We start from the raw sequence: 17,740 nt of genomic DNA, 5'->3' as shown, positions 1-17,740 counted from the left end.
GATCAATCAAAAGGAGGGAGAAAAATGGAGCTGCGGCAACTGCAATATTTCGTGGAAGTCGCCCGGCGCGAACACGTCTCCGAAGCCGCCGACGCCCTCCATGTCGCGCAGTCGGCGATCAGCCGGCAAATTGCCAACCTCGAAGCGGAGCTTGGCGTGCAGCTGTTTGAACGGGAAGGGCGAAACGTGAAGCTCACCCCGATCGGCCGCCATTTTTTGTCGCACGCCGAAGCGGTGTTAAAGGCGGTCGAGGATGCAAAGCAACAAATCGAAGAGTATTTGGACCCGGAACGCGGAACGATTAAAATCGGGTTTCCAACAAGCCTGGCAAGCCACATGATGCCGATGGTCATCTCCGCCTTTAAAGCGGAGCACCCAAACGTCTCGTTCCATCTCCGCCAAGGGTCGTACTATTATTTAATCGAAGCGGTGAAAAAACGGGAGATCGACCTTGCCTTTCTCGGACCGATTCCGGTTCATGAAATCGGCATTAAAGGAGAAATTTTGTTTTCCGAACCGTTTGCCGCCCTCCTGCCGAACAGCCATCCGCTCGCCCGCCGCGACCGGATCGTATTGAACGAACTGCGCCATGATCCATTTGTAACGTTTCCAAAAGGATACATTTTGCATCAAATCGTTATTGACGCTTGCCACCAAGCCGGATTTTCGCCCAACATTTCATCGGAAGGCGAAGATCTCGATGCCATTAAAGGGCTTGTCTCCGCTGGCATCGGCGTGACCCTCCTGCCGGAAAGCGCCTTGTCGGAAAGCCTTCTTCGCTACGCCGCCAAAGTGCCAATCGAGATGCCGCAAGTAAAGCGCAACGTCGGCATTATCATTTCCGACCACCACGAACTCGCTCCGTCGGTAAAAGTGTTTTACCGGTTTGTGAAAGACTTTTTCGCGGAGCTCGAGCGGTATCAATTGCGGGGGTGAACGCTCCCCCGCCTACGCTCACGTCGAAAAACGGATTCGAGATCACAAAAAAAGACGCAGGTGCTTCCCCCTGCGTCTTTCCTTTCTTCTTCTGCACACTTCCCCTTTCCATCGCCTTCACTCATCAAGGATCATTCAAAAGAAGATGTGGAGAGCACCAAGTTCGGACGCTGCTTCCGTTCGATTGCGTCCGAACGTCATCCTAACCGCACGACCGTCCGGCCGCGCAGTTCGCCGCGCAAAATGCGCTTAAGCGCTTGCGGCAATTCAGCGAGCGAAATCTCTTGAGCAATCCGCTCCAAATCCGGCTTTAAGTCGCCAGCGAGCCGCTCCCAAATGCGGAGGCGCACATCCATTGGACAATAGACGGAATCAACGCCAAACAAGCTGACGCCGCGCAAAATGAATGGATGGACGGTTGTCGGCACCTCGACGCCGCCTGTCAACCCACTCACCGCCACCGCTCCGCCGTAGCGGATGCGGCTTAACACCGTCGCCAGCGTCCGGCCGCCGACCGGGTCAACCGCCGCGGCCCAGCGCTGCTTATCAAGCGGACGAATGCGTTCAGCCGTGACGTCTTCGCGCGTCAACACTTCCTTGGCGCCGAGGGCGCGCAAATAGTCGTGCTCCGCCGTTTTGCCTGTGCTCGCTTCCACCGTATAGCCGCGCTTGGCGAGCATCGACACGGCCAGACTCCCGACGCCGCCCGTCGCCCCCGTGACAAGCACCGGTCCGCGTTCCGGCGTCAACCCATGCTCCTCAAGACGGTGAATGGACAGCGCCGCTGTAAACCCAGCCGTCCCAATCGCCATCGCTTCTTTCAACGTCAACCCTTTTGGCAGCGGCACGAGCCAATCGCCGTGCAGGCGAGCATATTCACTGTAGCCCCCGAAATGCGTCACACCGATTTCATATCCGGTCGCGATCACCTCGTCCCCTTCGCGGAAGCGCGGATGGTGCGACGAAACAACCACCCCGGCCAAATCAATTCCCGGCACGAACGGATACGTTTTCACAATTTTGCCATCCGGAATGGACGCCAATCCATCTTTGTAATTGACGCTCGAATAATGGACGCGGACAAGGACGTCGCCTTCCGGCAAATCATCTATGGACATCGTCTGCACACCAGCGGTAAATTCTGTTTCGGTTTTGTTGACAACGAACGCTTGAAATGCGGACATCATTCCTCTCCCTTTCTTCATGCATTCTTCTCTCATGTCATTCGACAACCAAACGCCAGATTCCTTTCTGAACCAAGAAAACCCTCGCTTCCGGTGGTACCGTCAAGAATTTTGTGTAATGTAATGGAGTAGGGTTTCTCTGAAATGGATTTGGAATGAATAGGGAACTAGTTTCCTCCACACAGGAGACTGAATATTCGGTCTCCTGTGTGGAAAGGGAGAATCCCCCTATTTTGTTTATTTACAGTATTTGGTTAATGTTAACGTTCTTCAAACATTCGCTCGAGGGCTTCATGCGCTTCGGCAAATCCTCGCAACTTTCGCCCTGCCCATTTCTCATTAAAATCTTGAATGGTTAAATACACGACTTTTTCCGCAGCTTCTAAACTGCTCAAACTGTTCATCGGCTTTAGACGTTTCCGAATCTCCTTGATCGTTCGTTCGATGGCATTGGTCGTATAAATCACACTTCGAATACTGCTTGGATCATCCATAAATGTAAGGAGGACATCCAACTCATTGGCCCAAGATTGAACTTCTCTTGGATATTTGCTGGACCATTTCGACTCAAACTGTTGAAACATTTGTAACGCCATCTCCTTATTCGGCGCGCGATAAATCAGCTTGAGATCCTCGGCCACTTCGAATTGGTCTTTTTTCCGAACACGGCTGAGGGTGTTGCGGACTTTGTGCACGACACAGCGCTGCACATCGACTTTCGGATACACCGCCCGAAAGGCTTCCTCCAGCCCCGGAAGGCCATCGAAGACGCCAAGAAGCACTTCCTTGACGCCTCTTTGGTAGACCCGAGTTCGACAGTTTTGAGGCCATTTTAGGCAAATAAAAAGTCCAGAAATCCCGTTATATCAAGGACTTTGGGGTTGTCAACCTAGGAAAAAACCCTGAATTCCATAGGCACACGTTTAGCCGAAAAGTATGATGGCAAATATCTTATCCGCACGTCCGATGACACACTGTCTGCCGAGGATGTCGCGCTGGGATATAAGCAGCTGGTGGATATCGAGCTGGCTTTTCGTACACTGAAATCGACATTGGAATTGCGACCCATGTATCATCGCTTGGAAGACCGCATTCGTGTGCATGCGCTGCTCAGTTAGCTGGTTCTCTTGCTGGTTCGCATCGTAAAGATTCGGACCAACGAATCGTGGCCGAAAGTAAGAGAGGAATGCTAGCGTCTCACACTCGGACATTTTTCTTCGAAATACGGGGACCTTTATCAGCGGACAGAACTGACCGCCAAATAAGGGCAAACCTTTGCGACTCTAGGACTAGAGCCTCCACCGAAGATCCTAGACATTCATCCTCGCTCCTAGATACACGCCACAAGTATACCTAATCGCCTCTCAGCCCTTCTGCATCAAGGACTGAGAGGCGATTTATTTGCCTAGTCACTGTCGAACTCGGGCAGGAGAAAGCAGCTGTATAAGCTCAGCTGTTCCTCGCTGATTAGTGAGTCCATTATTTAGGAAAAATAAAAGAGGTAATACCCTATGTTTGTTTTTTTATCTTCTCTTCGATGTGCTTGTAATCAATAATACGAATTTTGTCAAAATCGATTTCAAGTGTTATTATATCAATTCCGTAAGGAGGGTTGTGAGCCCCTTTAAATGTTTCTACACGAATTTTGAGTAAGAATTTATAACGACTCCCGGGTTCTAAATTTTTAATCTCTAATATTTTAGGCTTCCACCACTGAATTCCAGATGGTTTTCCATAATAATCCTGTACTGCTTTGGTTATATAAGGCGTTAAGAAGTAAATTGAAAGGTCCTCTAAATCATTTTTATTAACCACTAATGTAGTTGTTGACTCTGTTTCATAAATTTTTGATTTGGCGACAATTTTAGTCCCGACACCATACATTCCGAATAATATTATCAAAAAGAGGGACATTACTCCTATAAATTTCCTGTTCATATTTGAATTCCTCCCACGAGGGCGATGCCTTTTTGCAGGAAGCTGCTATTTTCCCTTGTCAATCCTGCCCCCAACCTTATCTACGCTTGGCATACAAAATGACAATTTTTCGAACTTTCCACAACATCTATTATATCGACAACGACTACGTTATATACTGACATTAAGAATGATTTCACAAGTTAGGAGGACTTAAATAATGATCGTCCACGAACTGACAGACATCGAACATCTATTCACTGAACAATTGCAGGAAGGCTACTACGTGATTCGCGAAACATACCAAAACGTACTCGTGGAGCCGGAAGACGGCGACACCATCCGACAAGTGGACGCTGGAACGGAAGAAGTCGTCACCATCGTATTTGATCCCGGCGACGAATACTCCCTCATTTGCCTTGACACCTACACGTTCGCCGACGGCATCCCGTCTTTAGCGGAGCTCAAAGAAACGATTGCCGCGGAGTACGACGTCTTTGTCAACGACCGTTGGGATGCGGCGTCATTGTAAAAAGCGCCTGAAACGACGGACATCAGGGACTCGGAACATAGACGCAACGCCTGTTTTACCAAAGCGCTTTTCATCAGCCGAATCGAAAAGCAGCCCGTCCACCTAGCGAGCGGGCTGCTTCGATTTCTTCTCGAACCGAAACACGCGAAAGCCAATATCAAGCTCTGTCTTTCCCGTTTCACGGACGATTTTCTCCCCCGCGCGGCGGATGCGCTCGCGGCCAATGTCGCAAATCGTCCGAAACCCCACCCGATACGCCTCGGACGTTTCCGCAAGCGGCTCGGGAAGCTGCACCATTATAAACGACCGCCGGCCGCCGTCTTCAGCGTTTTGCTGCATGACGGCATGGGCTGTTGTCGCCGAGCCGGAAAAAAAGTCGAGGATGATGTCATTGTCCTTCGTTGTCAACGCCACCATACGCTGAATGAGCTTCACCGGCTTCGGGTAATCCATCACCGCCAGCCCATCGAACAGCTCCTTCAGCTCTTTTTTCGCCTCCTGCGAATGGGACACCTCATCATGCGTCCAAATCGTAAGCGGTGTCACCGTCGGCTTCACTTCGCTTAAAAACCGCTTCAGGCGCGGCACCCCGTTGCCGTCTTTGCCAAACCAAATGCGGTTGTCCGCCGCCAGCTCGGCGAAGCGCTCCTTTGTCACCCGCCAACAATACCCGTTCGGCGGCGAAACGACCCGGCCGCCTGGCGTCACGATGTCATAAATTTTTTCCGGAATCGGCGGACCGACCGACAAATCTCCTGACGTCCACGGCCCGCGCGGGTCGTTGTCCGGATTGGCATACCGCCCGTCCGCTTCCGGATGGCGCGGCAAGCCGTACCAAGCTAAACGGTCGATATTTTTCGCGTAACAGAGGATGAAGTCATGGTTGCGCGAAGCGAACTTGTTCATGTTCACAGGCGAAAACGCCCGCTGCCAAATGAACGTGGCGACAAAATTTCGCTCGCCAAACAGTTCATCGCACATTTTTCTCAAATTCGCCTGTTCTGTATCATCAATGGAAATAAACATCGCCCCTGTCTCCGCCAACAGCTCCCTCGCCACCCAAAGGCGCGGGTACATCATGTTGAGCCAGCCGGCATGGGCACGCGCTTCTTCCTGGATTCCGCTAGGAACAACGGCTTTCCCCTTGCGCCAATTGTCTTTGTACGTGAGCACTTTTCCTGTATTGTACGGCGGGTCGATGTAAATCATTTGGATGGCCCCTGCATGCGACGTCCGCAGCAGTTTTAATACTTCTAAATTGTCTCCTTCAATATACCAATTGTTTGTTGTCTCCCACTGCTTGCTCGCTGCCTGATCCGGCCGCAATACTCCGGACGCAGGCGTTTCAGCGAGCCGCCTCGCCTCTGCCTTCCCCGGCCACATGAACTCATATGCTTCCTGCCGTTTGTGACCGCCAAGCACCCTCTTCAGCCACTCCCAATCGATGCCCCCATCCACAACCGCTTCCGGAAAGAGCTTTTTGATCACCTCAAGCCTTGCATCCGACACCGATCTTCTCCCGCCGGCATTTGCCATGGCACGCCCTCCCTCCCCCTCCGCCATCTTGTCCGCAACATTTTTTTGTCCACGAAAAAGAGATCGTATTTCCAATATTTCGCCATGGCAAACCGTTTTCCTGCCACAACTCTTAGCTAAAAAATATCCCCACCTCCTGCAAACGGAAGCGGAACGTAGAACGTTTCATGCGAAGCGATTCCCTTGTCAGACAAGAGAATCCGCCGATCGGACACGAAAACGGCGCTTTACACAAGCTGTCTTCGCCCCACCACCTTCTCAGCGACCGCTTGCTGGATCTCGCTCATATTAAACGGAATAATGACATTTTCGGCTAAATGGCGCTTGCTTTCAAGCAATTCATGCATCAATTCCTCTACTGTTCCCTGCGGAAAGTGGGAACTGTCCCTCGTAATAATATGGTAGACATACACGTCCTTTTGCTGGCCGATGCGATATGCACGGTCAGTTGCTTGATTTTCGACCGCTGGATTCCACCATCTTGTGTAATGAATCACATGGTTGGCACTTGTGATCGTCAAGCCAACGCCGGCCGCTTTTGGGGATAAAATCATAATGCCAAAGCCTTGCATTTCATTAAAACGTCGAACAATCAATTGCCGATTTTTCGCATCGCCATCAATCACTGGAACAGAAATGCCGTATGTCTCCATAAAGATTCGTTTTAAAAGAAAGTGCAGTTTGCGAAATTCAGTAAAAATGAGCACTTTCTCTCCCTTTTGCCGAATCGTTTCAATGATGTGCATCGTTTCTTTCAGCTTCGGCACTTCTTGATAAGAGAGCTGTTCATATTTCGGAATGACCGCACCGGGATGGCCGTACAGTTGACGGAGTCTCATAATCATATTCAAAATGGCGACCTGACCAACTTCTTTTGTGGCCAGCATTGACTGGGCAATCTCCTTCTGTATGGGCGAAGCTTCAACATAAATCGGCGGAACAAGGTGTTTTTTAGGCAAACGGTCATCGAGAATTTGTTGCTTCGTGCGGCGCAAATAGTACGGTTGGAGGGCCGCAAGCAACGCATCATAGTCCGACGTTTCTACATAGCGGAAGCGAAATTCTTTTAGAGAGCCTAAAGCGCCGGGCTGGACAAAGTCCATAATCGCCCAAAGTTCGTCTAAACTATTTTCGACCGGCGTGCCGGTCATCGCTAAACGGAAACGTCCTTGCATGGCGCGAATGGCGCGTGAGCGCTGGCTAGTATGAGATTTAATGTTTTGCGCCTCATCACAAATAATCGCTTGAAATTCAATTTTCCCCAACAGAAGCTGGTCCATTTTGAGCGTGTCATAGCTTGTCAAAACGATATCAAACTGTGAAATGAGCTGCGACGAAGCCAGCCGTCCTCTTCCTTTATGAATATATAAACCGTCCAACAAGCTTGGGGCAAACTTTTCGATTTCCGCCACCCAGTTCTCAATCAGGGCTATCGGCAGGACGATCAACGTCGGCTTCAACCGCCCATTTGCTTTTTGATGCAGCAAAAACGCAATGACTTGAATGGTTTTTCCAAGCCCCATATCATCGGCAAGCAGGCCGCCCCTTTCTTGCTCTGCCAAGTGACAGAGCCACTCAAAGCCTTCGATTTGATGCGGAAAAAACTCCGCTTGCAGCTCAGATGGAATCGGATAGCGCCGGCATGATGCCTCTTGGGCGCTGTCTATCTTGTATTCAAGTTGTTCTTCGTTATCTTTAATATCAAGAATATACCGGCGCTTCAACGCTTCATCGGCGTCTTTCGGCAGCTGCAGCAGCTTCCGGCGCAATAAAGGATCTAGGTAAATCCATTTGCCGTTGTATTCGACATATTGCTGATCCGGATATTTTTCCATCAGTTCGCGCAAAAACGTCTCATCGTACGGAACGGTATGCCCGCTCTCCTCATCAAACCATTGCATTCCGGTCCGCTCATGAAAAAAAGGGCGAACCCGTTCAATCGGGATAAGGCCGCGGACACGTTCTGAAAACTGGTCCAAATCAAATAAATAATCATGCTCAGGCAAGACGGCAGCTGGATTTTCCAAAAACAGCGGCACTTCTTCTCCCGTAATATGCCGTTTTTGCTGCAAATGCATCATATCAGCATGAACCTGCTCCGTGCTGACGAAACGGCTGCGCCCATGGCCTTTTTTTATGCTGCTAACCCGTTGCAGTCGTTGAAGATGGCGGGTTTCCTCCTCATTTCGTCCTTTAACGACAAGCTCGATATGGTCATGGCGGTGCACAGCAACGTCCACATTGTACGCATCAACGACGTGATACGTTTCGTTTTGTAAAAAGTTTTCAAGTTCAATTCCTGCTTCGTTGGCCAGCTGTTGGCAAATGCCGATTTTTTCATATCCTGATTCGTACGATCCCAAAAGCGCTTGTTTCAGCCGATATACGCGTTCCGGGAGCAACATGAGACGGTCTGGCAGCACATAAATCGCCCCGGCCTGTTTCCCAACCCGATCTAAGTTGCGCCCGCCTGCATCAAACAGTTGCAAAACTAAGTCCGCTTCATGCGGCAACGAACGAAGTGAGAGCTTTCCGCCCACTTGCTCCTCAACAACGGGAAGCCCTAAATATTGGAGCACTTCTTTGGCGCTTTCGTCTTTCAGCAATTCATAATACTCGCTATACGGCAAAGTCGAATCGACAAGAACGCCCGAGTCGTAAAGCTCCTCCCAAGCGACATACTGCTGAAATCCTTGCACTTTGTAATATTTTTCGATGTCTTCTTTGGCCATAGGCAGCTTCAGTTCGGCGACGGTTTTGCCGTCATGCAACTGAAACGAAAAATGAATCCCATCCTCATTCGGCGTCAAAACTGCCTTCATCATTTTCCGTTTCTTTTTGAAGAAGAACATCCCTTCTTACCTCCCAGCCGAGTTCGCGGCGAAGCCATTCATCAAATTTCCATTGCCACCCACCGTTATGGCGCAGCCAGCCGCCTGGAATTGTCAAATCTCTATCCATCAGCTCGGTTCGTTTCACTTCCCGCACTTTTCGCCACGCCTTGTTGGCAAACTGCTCGCGTTCGGCGAGCATCCGGTCGATTTTGGGTTGAAAATGGCGCCGGAATACGTCGGCGCGGTAAATATAAACCGCCCCAGTTCCGAGCACTTCCATAATGACAACGTCATGAAAATACATAATCAACGTCGTGCGTTCATCCGTCACAACGACATCCTCTAGCTTTGGAATAAACTTTTCCCAATATTGAAACCGTTCATGGTTTTTGTTCACGCCGCCAAAAAAGTCTTTCAATTGCAGCTTCATAATCCACTGAGCGAACCGCCGCTTTTCCTCTTCACCGACATATCTCCATAACATCGGCTTTCGGTGATACGTTTGCAGCCTTTCAAATATCAGTTTCCCAAGCGGCTTGACGTGATTGAGCTTGCACTTTTTGATCAGTGCATTCGCCATTTTTTGTTGCTGTTCATTTGTTGAGGAAACAAACAGCTCCCGATACAAGTTTTGTTCCTTGAGAAAAAACGATTCATCGGCCAGCTGAAAAATCTCTATCAACACGAGTTTAAACAACGGAAAGTTTTTCGTTAAATAAAACGTCTCCAGTTCGTCTAAAATTCCTTTCTCGCTTTCATACGCCGTTGTTGCCAAATACACAATGGGATCTTTGCTTAACAAATAACGCCGCCATTTTTCACTTTTCTCTTTTTCCAACCTCTTTTCGATTTTCTCTATATGGGTAGCATAGGCGTAACGCAAAAGCTTCCAAATCTCGTCCAAATCGCACGTTTCATACATAACATCGACCAACACGCGGAACAGGCGTCGCTCATGCTGGATATGGCGCTGAATGGACTCGATCATGGCTTTTTTGAGCTCTTCGGGAAGCTCTTTTTTGTACAAGTTCGGGAGAAGAAGTTTCTCCCGCCGCGACAGCTGTTGTACCCACTCTTGAAACACTGAAATCGGCGCATTGGCTACCTCGGCAAACCGATCGGACAGCCGTTCAAGCACCCCCTGATATTTCTCAGCTCTATAGTCAACCGTTTGTTTCAAAAGAGGACGACGCGGTTCCCGCAGCCATCGTTTCAGCAACACCGGTTCATACTCATACTTCATTATTCGTTCACCAACTTTTCAATGGCTTTAATTGCTTCATCGTCCTTAAGACGGAATAAAAATTCAACCCGGCGTGATCGGTCAGGATCATACTTGCCGTTTTCATCCGTCAGCGGATTGCTGAAGCTCCGGCCATTTGCGGTAATGTACTTTTTCGACAGCTCCCGCTCTTTAAAATTAGGAAACTCTTTACTATAAATATACTCTAAAACGGCGTATGCCCGTCGCTGTGACAAAGACATGTTGTACATGTACGTCCCATTTCGGTCGGTATGTCCTTCGATAATGATACTTGAAATTTCATCTTTAAACCGATCCTGCAATAAAATCCCCATATACTTAGGAATAAATTGTTGCAAAAACGCCTTCCCCTCCGGAGAGATTTCCGCCGAGTTCGATTCAAACAAAATGCTGCCGGGAAAGCGTATGGCTCCTGTTTGCTGATCAATCTCAATGGCTAGATTCGACTTCTTAAACGCTTCTGTTAAAGCCCGAATGATCTCCGTTTTGACGCTGACAACCTCTTCAATTTGTTTTTCTTTCTCTTCTAACAATTCACGGTAGTCAAGGATGACAGACATCAACAACAAGGCAAACACCATCAACATGGCGCTCATTAAATCCGCATAGGACATCCAGTAGTTCACTTCTGTCCGTTTCCGGTATTTCATGTTGAAGCCCCTGCTTTCCATTTATCTAAATGATCGACTAAGTCTTCCATATTCTCAATGAAATCGTTCTGAACTTCACTGAACTGATAAACGAGCCCGCTCACTTCCTGAACGGCTTTTGTCAACGTCTCATCAAAGTGTTGATACGTTTTGCTTAGACCGCTGTCAATGTTCTCCGCAAAATCTTTCATTGAAAGATGAAGGGCTTCTGTAATCTTCGCCAACTGTTCTTTCGTCATCGCCCAGTTTTGCTGCAGCGTCGCGATTTGCTCTGTCATCTCATGCATGTACACTTTCGTCGTTTGTAATGCTTCCTCCACCGTTTCATTTGTCTGCGCACGCAGCTGCACAAGCTCTGGAAGAAGCTGTTTTTGCGCTTCCTGCATTTTAAGCAACTGCTCCTTCAGCTCGCGAACGCAATTGAACGTTTCGCGCAATTCGGGAACGAGAGGCGACAGCGCCGCCACAGCCGACTGGACATCGCCAAGCAGCTGCTGCGAATCATGCAGCGATTCTTTTTGAATGCGGAGAGACTCCTCAAACTTGTTCGCCATCGTTTGAAAGGACGCGGAAAGGGAAGATGCAGCATGAACAAGCTGTTCGAGCAACTGGCTGTAATGCGTTTCGACCTGCGCATTAAAGTGGGTAAAACGCTCCACCAGATCGTCGTATTTTTGAGCGAGCAACTGGTTGCTCCGCATCACTTCTTGTTGGACTGGGAGATGGTCTTTTGTCAGCTGCTGCAACTGATAAAACGTTTCTCCTAATCCGTTCATTATGCCTGCCGTTTTTTGATAGCTGTCCTTCATCAGCTCAAGTTCTCCAGCCATCTTTTCAAACTGCGCAAACATTTTTTCCGTCCGCTCAAGCGTCATCGCCTGTCGCTCTTCCATATAAGCAAAACGGCTTGTGAATGACTCAATCGTTTTCATCATTTCTGAGTGAAGCACTTGCGATTGTTGGACAAACTCTCTAAACTTTCCAATCGACTGTTGTGTCCCGCCTGTAATCTCATCAACAAGCCGACTCGTCACATCGGCGCTTGTACTTTTTGTCAACTCAATTTGCGACTCAAGCAGCTTCGCCTGCGTCTCCATCCCTTCATGCAGCTGGGCAAACTGGTCATGAAGCTGACCGAACACTTGCTGCAGGCTGCCGTGCGACTGCTGAAGCGATAGAGCGATCGGCTGCATTGCCCTTTCAAGCGCATCAGTCAGTAGCGTCTTCAGATGGTCAGCCTGATGACGTGATAACTTTTCTAAACGGTTAAGAAACAGCTCCTCATCATCGGTGCTAAGCAAAAAGTCAAGCCGCTCGGAATGCCAGTCGATATTGCGCTCAAGCACGCCACTGATCCATCGGTCGAACATCGTCCATATTAAAGAAAGCAACACGCCCCATACAGAAGTGTAAAAGGCGACTTTCATCCCATTTATTAAACTATCAATTCCAGACCGCAACATTTCTGTATCAGTGACATGCAATTGAGCCAATCCTACCGAGAGACCAACGAAAGTGCCAAGAACACCGAGACTGACGTGAATGCCCGCCCCCATGTCCATCAATGTTCGGTAGCCCATATGATGGTACATCACATCAAATCCAAAAAACGGCTCTACATTAATGCGCTCATCCTCATTTTTCTGCGATACGCGATTATAATATCGCTCCCAAAGTTCTTTATATTTCGACTTTTTCACTTGGGCAAAAAGATTGTGAATGGCCTGATCAATCTCGTAGACGCTTCCATCTAAAGGACGGTTTAATTCCAAAAGCTTTGGCTTCAACTGGTTCATCACCGCAATCTCCCTATGAATGCGGACAAACTGCCAAACAGCCATCACCAAAAACAAACTAAACTGAAAATAAAGAAACAAATCAGTAAAACCTTCATTTCCGATTTTGTTAATCAAGGAAAACAACGTCTCAAAAACGGTATACAACGTCCCTCACCCGCGCTTTCTATTGTGTAAAGTCATCTGTTGCTAAGAAAAATCCAATCCGTTCCATTCGTCCCCTTCGCTGTTCATCTGATTATTCACTGGAATGGCAAAAAGCGTTCTTCTCTCCGATTCTTACAAAATCATTTTACAGGCGTTACGACCTATCGGCAATATGTAACAAAATAACAATTATATAGATGACTTGGCCGTCCAAAAAAATCGCCATGCCCTCCCTCCTCCGGCACAGAAAACAAAACGAGCCAACAAACGGAGAAGGCGGCATGGCGGATGGTGACTGCTTATGCGGTTTTTGAGTAAGAAAATGGGGGATTCTCGGATGCATCAAAGAATTTCTCAAGTTGAACAGCGCCTTGATTCATCCTTTTTTCCTGTCAAACTCAGCAGCTTCATAGAGTGTCCATGTTTTCCATCTTCGGACGACTGACTCGGTACATTTGCAGCGCAACACCGTCGACCATAAACGTTTTCGCTTCCCCATGACGTAAAGCGTACTGCTCAAGCCCAACCATAAAGTTGACTCCTTCACGGTATTCCTCGTTGCCGATCACCTGAAGCGGCGGCGACATGAGTTGGCGCGAGAGGAAGAGGATCGCCTTTTTCCGCGCCCGCGTGAGCGACACGTTGAGGCGGTTCAAACTGTAGATGAACTCCCCTTCCATCACAGCCAGTTCCGGATCGGCGACGCCGTAGCTGATGATCGCCGTATCCGCTTCTTGTCCTTGCATTTTATCAACCGTATCGACGAAAAACGGCGGACGCAGTCCTTGGTGTTCAAGGGCACGGCGAATGGCGCGGATTTGCGCCCGATGCGGCGAGATGATAAACAGCCCGCGGCGCCAAAACGCTTGGTCGCCTTCTGATGAGTCATCGTACCGTTTTTCCTCGCTGTCGAGAAGCCGTTCCCGCAACACCTTCGCGATGCTCGCCACCCAGCGCGCTTCCGCCTCGTTTTCTTGGGCACCGTACACGCCGTCATACGTGCAGACGACAAGCGGATAGTCAGGGTCGATCGCTGCTTCCACCCATTCATCGGCAGTTGGGGCATCGGCGAGCGCCAACGTTTGTTCGGCAATCTGGCGGGTGAACGCGGTATACTGGGAGCTGTAAATCCGCTCGGCCGGGTAGCGGCAAAGCGCCTCGTTCATGCGGAAATTGTCCGTCAGTTGGCGGGTATACCGCTTCTCCACATCCGCGTCAAACAGCAGGCGGAAAATCGAGTCGAACAGGTGCGGTTCCCCTTCCGCGGCCGCATACGTCCCTTGAATGATTGGCGGCAACTGGAAATGGTCGCCGACGATAAGCAGCCTGCCTGCTTTTTTGACATGGCGCAGCGCCAACAGTGAATCGGCCACGCGGATTTGCGACGCCTCATCCAGAATGACGACGTCAAACTCTTCTAGACAGCCTTTTTCATACGCTCTTTGAATGCCGTACAGCGTGGCGCCAAGCACCCGATGCCCGCCGTTGCCCAGCCATCGGGGAAGGTCACGGTCCGCCACCTCGGCGATTCCTTTGGCGTTTTCCGTCTGAATCTCACCAAGTTTCGCGATATGGACGCTGCGCCGCGGCGCAAGCTCCTGAATTTTGCGCAGAACGTTTTCGATCGCCGCATGGGTGAAACCCGAAACAAGAATGGCAAGCCTGCGCCCCTGCTTTTCGTAAATCGGCATAAGCAGCCGAAGAGCGACGGCAATAAAATGCGTTTTCCCGGTGCCAGGCGGCCCCCAGACGAGCGTCAACGTATGACGGAGAAAGTGGAGAAACGCCTGACGCTGGCTTTTCGTCAGCCTGCTTTGGCGGAGAAGCGCCTTGACTTCCTCTGCATCCCAGTTGGGACGAAACGTTTTCCGATAGCGAATCGGATCGCGAATCAAGTCCAAGATGCGATGATTGTCCTTATCCAACTGTTGCAACGCCTGCAAGACGCGCGGGGTGGTAAAATCCGCATGCCGAAGCGACAGCCAATACTCCCCTCCTTCCACAAGCGGGAACCGGTCGAGCCATTTGGGCAACTTGAGCTCGAGTTCAGCTGTCTTGCCATTATCTTCGATGGCGCGAATGCGGGTAAAGTACAAATTGACCCGTTGAGGCGTCTTCCATTCACTGGCGTACTTATGATCAGGAAACGTCTGTTGCGCCTTTTCCCCTTCCTCATTGCACTCCGTCAAAAGCCAGCTCGCCTTCTGGTCGATCGCTTCAAGCGCCTGGCGGTTGTTCAATCGGAACCGATCGCCGCCAAGGTACGTGACATGAAGCGTCACTCCGTTCTCAAGCCGCTCCGAAAGCGGAAGCAGGCGCTTTTGGCGAATATCCAAGTAGTTTAATAGCGCCTCATAGCGCGCCATAAACGCCAGCTTGGACACAAGCGGATCACGGTAATCAGCCGAATGAGGAAACGCAAATTTTTCCGGCCAGACCATAAGCGGCGAAGGATGGACGCTCTCGGCCCACGCACGGATTCCTTGAATGATGCTGTGAGCGGCCCAAAGGCGGCGGCTCAGCTCCTTCTCGACCGCTTTTCGTTTTTCCTCGTCCCCCGTTTGCCAGGCGTCGTGCAGCACATCCAGTTTCATGGCGTTTGTCAAACGAAATGAAAAACGCTCACTCGCCGAGTACAGAAACGGCGAATCATGGTAGGTCGCAATATATCGCGACAAGTCTTCAAGACGGTACGCGACATGCGCCGGCAAGGCGAACAGCTGGCTCACAGCCGTTGTCAGCACAACGACAGGAAGCGGAACCATTTCGCTTGGGTGGTCGCTGGCACTTGCTAGTGAGCTGCTATGAAAATACGACAGCAGCCGAACAGCTTTTTCGTTATAGTCTGGATCGAACAAAAGCGCTTGAAGTAGCTGCTGCACATTGTCCCATTCATAGTTGTCGATGACATACACCTGCACCGATTTTTGCGACCGCCACTCTCGCTCCCGGTTGTAATCGTGCACCGTCTGAAGCAGGCGGTCCAGCGCATCGGCCAGCTTTCGGCCAACCTCGTCGCATTCCTCAAACGAACCGGCGATAACATGATGCATTTCCGATCCCGTTCCAAACACGTCTGTTCCACCAACACGGTACAACGATGCCGCCGCAATCTTCCCCGTCAACGGATCGCGTTGCGCGGTGAGAATCAGACGGATGTCTTCCCATATCGGCATATGCGTCACCGCCTGGTCATACGGAACGACCTTTTCCTCCGCAATCGCCTCAAGCTGCGCTTCAAGCCGCCGAAGTTGACGCGCCAATCCAGCGTTTTGTTTTAGGACGTGTCTCGTTTCTTGACGCTCAAGAAGTTGGCGAAACTCATCGATCGTCTCCGGAAGCTGCCGCATGCGGATAAAGCGGGACGCATGACTCGATAAGTACGGAACGAGGGAAATATGCGACTGTTTCCGCGCTTTGTCGAAACAGTAATCATAGAACAGGCACCATTCACAGCGATAATCCAAATGCCAAAACAGCTCATCAAGTTGCTTCCCAGCCAGCGCCGTCAATTCGCTAGCCAAAAACTGCTCAAGAAACGGAAGCAGCTGTCCGATATCTGTCAGCTGCGGCTGCTCGGTTTTGTACGTCCATATCCCGGCTTCGCGCAAATCGACGCTGCCCTTAACACCGTGCTCCTCTAACACCGAGGACAACATCAACGCGTACAGCGCCGTTTGCACGCGGTGGGAAATCTTTAACACATCTGATGATTTGATGTCGATGATGCGGAACACAAAGCCGTTTTGCCCCGGAATACACTCAATCAAATCCGGGCGACACGCCGCAAACCGGATCATCGTTGTGTCCAGTCCGTACCGCTCGTAAAAGCGCGGCGGCGCGATCAATGTCGGCTGGTATAAATAGCGCTTGCTCGGCCGCTTCAGCTCGCGGATCGTCTCCTCTCCATCCAAATAGCAGTGGGAAATCGGTGCGCCAGGCTCTCGCTTCCCCATCTGCACTTGGCCGGCCAAATAGGTCGTAATCACTTCCTCTTCCCACTCAACCCCTCGGCGCAGCACGCTCTCATGAACCGCGGGCCGCTCAAACAGCTCTTCCGGCACATCGAGCTCGCTTCGCCGTTCTTTCGCCAACGACTGAAAATAAAAATTCCGCTCGCACTCGTGATAAAAATAGCTTGCGATTTTGGCAGGAGAAACGTAAAGCATACATCGATCCCTTTCTAAAAACATACTAGCCGACATCCGCACTGGGGCTTGTCAGTTTGTTTATTCATTGTATCATATGTTTGTACGCTTTCCTATATACACCATTCGTGCTTGTCCGACAAGAACATATGTGCTATAATGAAAGAAATTAGAATGAAAGAGGGGCCAACCATGAGCGAAGAGATCCTCTTGCAGTTGTTCAACCGCCTTGGTCATATCGAGAACACGCTGCACCTCCTCGTCGAAAGCCACAAACGGCTGGAAGCAGAACAACAAGAAATGCGAAAAGAACAGCAGGAGATCCGAAGAGAACAACAGGAAATGCGGAAAGAACAGCAGGAGATCCGAAGAGAACAACAGGAAATGCGGAAAGAACAGCAGGAGATCCGTAGAGAACAGCAGGAAATGCGGAAAGAACAAGAAGAATTCCGGCGGATCCAGCAAGCTCTCCTTGAAGGCCAAAAGCGGTTAGAAGAAGAACAAGCCCATATCAAAGCCGGCCAAAAAGAGCTGTATGACTTGATGTCTGCCCTGCTTCACCGCCAGGATGAAACCGACGCCGCACTCGACGCCCTCGCGATGGACGTGCACAAACTTCACGGTGAAGTTTCTTCCATCCACCAAAGACTCGACTCCTTAGAGAAAAAAGTCGATTCCCATGCCCAATCATTCAATGAACAGCTGAACAACATCAAACTTGACATCACCTTCCTCTCGAACAAAGTCATCGAACACGAACGGGAAATCTACAAAATTAAGAATGTCATTTTATGAC

General features: G+C 50.0%; 11 protein-coding genes and 2 pseudogenes. 4 read left to right on the top strand and 9 right to left on the bottom strand.

Annotation, left to right across the window (positions count from 1 at the left end; all coding sequences use genetic code 11):
* The first annotated feature begins 24 nt into the window (after positions 1-24).
* The gene (locus NSQ51_RS07150) at positions 25-936 is read left to right on the top strand and encodes a LysR family transcriptional regulator (protein WP_033016617.1); all 912 of its coding nucleotides are present in this window, start codon (positions 25-27) and stop codon (positions 934-936) included.
* A 197-nt stretch (positions 937-1,133) separates the two neighbouring features.
* Here NSQ51_RS07150 and NSQ51_RS07145 read toward each other — a convergent pair whose 3' ends face one another.
* Both NSQ51_RS07145 and NSQ51_RS07140 read right to left on the bottom strand, forming a co-directional pair.
* The gene (locus NSQ51_RS07145; protein ID WP_033016618.1) at positions 1,134-2,120 is read right to left on the bottom strand and encodes an acryloyl-CoA reductase; all 987 of its coding nucleotides are present in this window, start codon (positions 2,118-2,120) and stop codon (positions 1,134-1,136) included.
* 260 nt (positions 2,121-2,380) lie between these two features.
* Positions 2,381-2,926 (bottom strand): annotated as a pseudogene (locus NSQ51_RS07140) (transposase); the annotation flags it as partial.
* 120 nt (positions 2,927-3,046) lie between these two features.
* Between NSQ51_RS07140 and NSQ51_RS07135 the strand changes: the two are divergent.
* Positions 3,047-3,454 (top strand): annotated as a pseudogene (locus NSQ51_RS07135) (transposase); the annotation flags it as partial.
* A 175-nt stretch (positions 3,455-3,629) separates the two neighbouring features.
* Here the strand turns inward: NSQ51_RS07135 and NSQ51_RS07130 are convergent.
* Positions 3,630-4,058 (bottom strand): DUF3888 domain-containing protein, encoded by a 429-nt coding sequence (locus NSQ51_RS07130; RefSeq protein WP_015374612.1) that lies wholly within the window; start codon positions 4,056-4,058, stop codon positions 3,630-3,632.
* A 199-nt stretch (positions 4,059-4,257) separates the two neighbouring features.
* Here NSQ51_RS07130 and NSQ51_RS07125 point away from each other — a divergent pair, with 199 nt between their 5' ends.
* A complete protein-coding gene (locus NSQ51_RS07125; protein ID WP_033017407.1) occupies positions 4,258-4,569 on the top strand; it encodes a hypothetical protein in 312 nt (103 codons plus the stop codon).
* A 102-nt stretch (positions 4,570-4,671) separates the two neighbouring features.
* Here NSQ51_RS07125 and NSQ51_RS07120 read toward each other — a convergent pair whose 3' ends face one another.
* The 6 genes from NSQ51_RS07120 to NSQ51_RS07095 all read right to left on the bottom strand — a co-directional run bounded on the left by NSQ51_RS07120 (position 4,672) and on the right by NSQ51_RS07095 (position 16,965).
* Positions 4,672-6,105 (bottom strand): site-specific DNA-methyltransferase, encoded by a 1,434-nt coding sequence (locus NSQ51_RS07120; RefSeq protein WP_049625594.1) that lies wholly within the window; start codon positions 6,103-6,105, stop codon positions 4,672-4,674.
* Positions 6,106-6,332: 227 nt separating this feature from the next.
* On the bottom strand, positions 6,333-8,957 hold the full coding sequence (locus NSQ51_RS07115) for a DEAD/DEAH box helicase (protein WP_049625593.1): 2,625 nt from the start codon (positions 8,955-8,957) through the stop codon (positions 6,333-6,335).
* Positions 8,902-10,182: a hypothetical protein gene (locus tag NSQ51_RS07110; protein WP_049625592.1), complete on the bottom strand. Its 1,281-nt coding sequence runs from the start codon at positions 10,180-10,182 to the stop codon at positions 8,902-8,904. Before NSQ51_RS07110 ends, NSQ51_RS07115 begins: the two co-directional genes overlap by 56 nt.
* Positions 10,182-10,853, bottom strand: coding sequence for an OmpA family protein (locus tag NSQ51_RS07105; RefSeq protein WP_049625591.1), 672 nt, complete (start codon positions 10,851-10,853; stop codon positions 10,182-10,184). Before NSQ51_RS07105 ends, NSQ51_RS07110 begins: the two co-directional genes overlap by 1 nt.
* On the bottom strand, positions 10,850-12,796 hold the full coding sequence (locus NSQ51_RS07100) for a MotA/TolQ/ExbB proton channel family protein (RefSeq protein ID WP_049625590.1): 1,947 nt from the start codon (positions 12,794-12,796) through the stop codon (positions 10,850-10,852). Before NSQ51_RS07100 ends, NSQ51_RS07105 begins: the two co-directional genes overlap by 4 nt.
* Before the next feature lie 407 nt (positions 12,797-13,203).
* Positions 13,204-16,965 carry an AAA domain-containing protein gene (locus tag NSQ51_RS07095; protein WP_049625589.1) on the bottom strand — a complete coding sequence of 1,254 codons (3,762 nt, stop codon included), beginning with the start codon at positions 16,963-16,965 and terminating at the stop codon, positions 13,204-13,206.
* A gap of 171 nt (positions 16,966-17,136) precedes the next feature.
* On the opposite strand from NSQ51_RS07095, the gene NSQ51_RS07090 reads away from it, so the two are divergent.
* Positions 17,137-17,739: a hypothetical protein gene (locus NSQ51_RS07090; RefSeq protein ID WP_049625588.1), complete on the top strand. Its 603-nt coding sequence runs from the start codon at positions 17,137-17,139 to the stop codon at positions 17,737-17,739.
* Position 17,740 lies beyond the last annotated feature (1 nt).

Source organism: Geobacillus sp. FSL K6-0789 (genome assembly GCF_038593135.1).
In the GTDB taxonomy this organism is placed as follows: domain Bacteria; phylum Bacillota; class Bacilli; order Bacillales; family Anoxybacillaceae; genus Geobacillus; species Geobacillus stearothermophilus.
The sequence above is the reverse complement of the archived record's forward strand: the minus strand, read 5'-3'. Positions and strand labels throughout refer to the sequence as shown.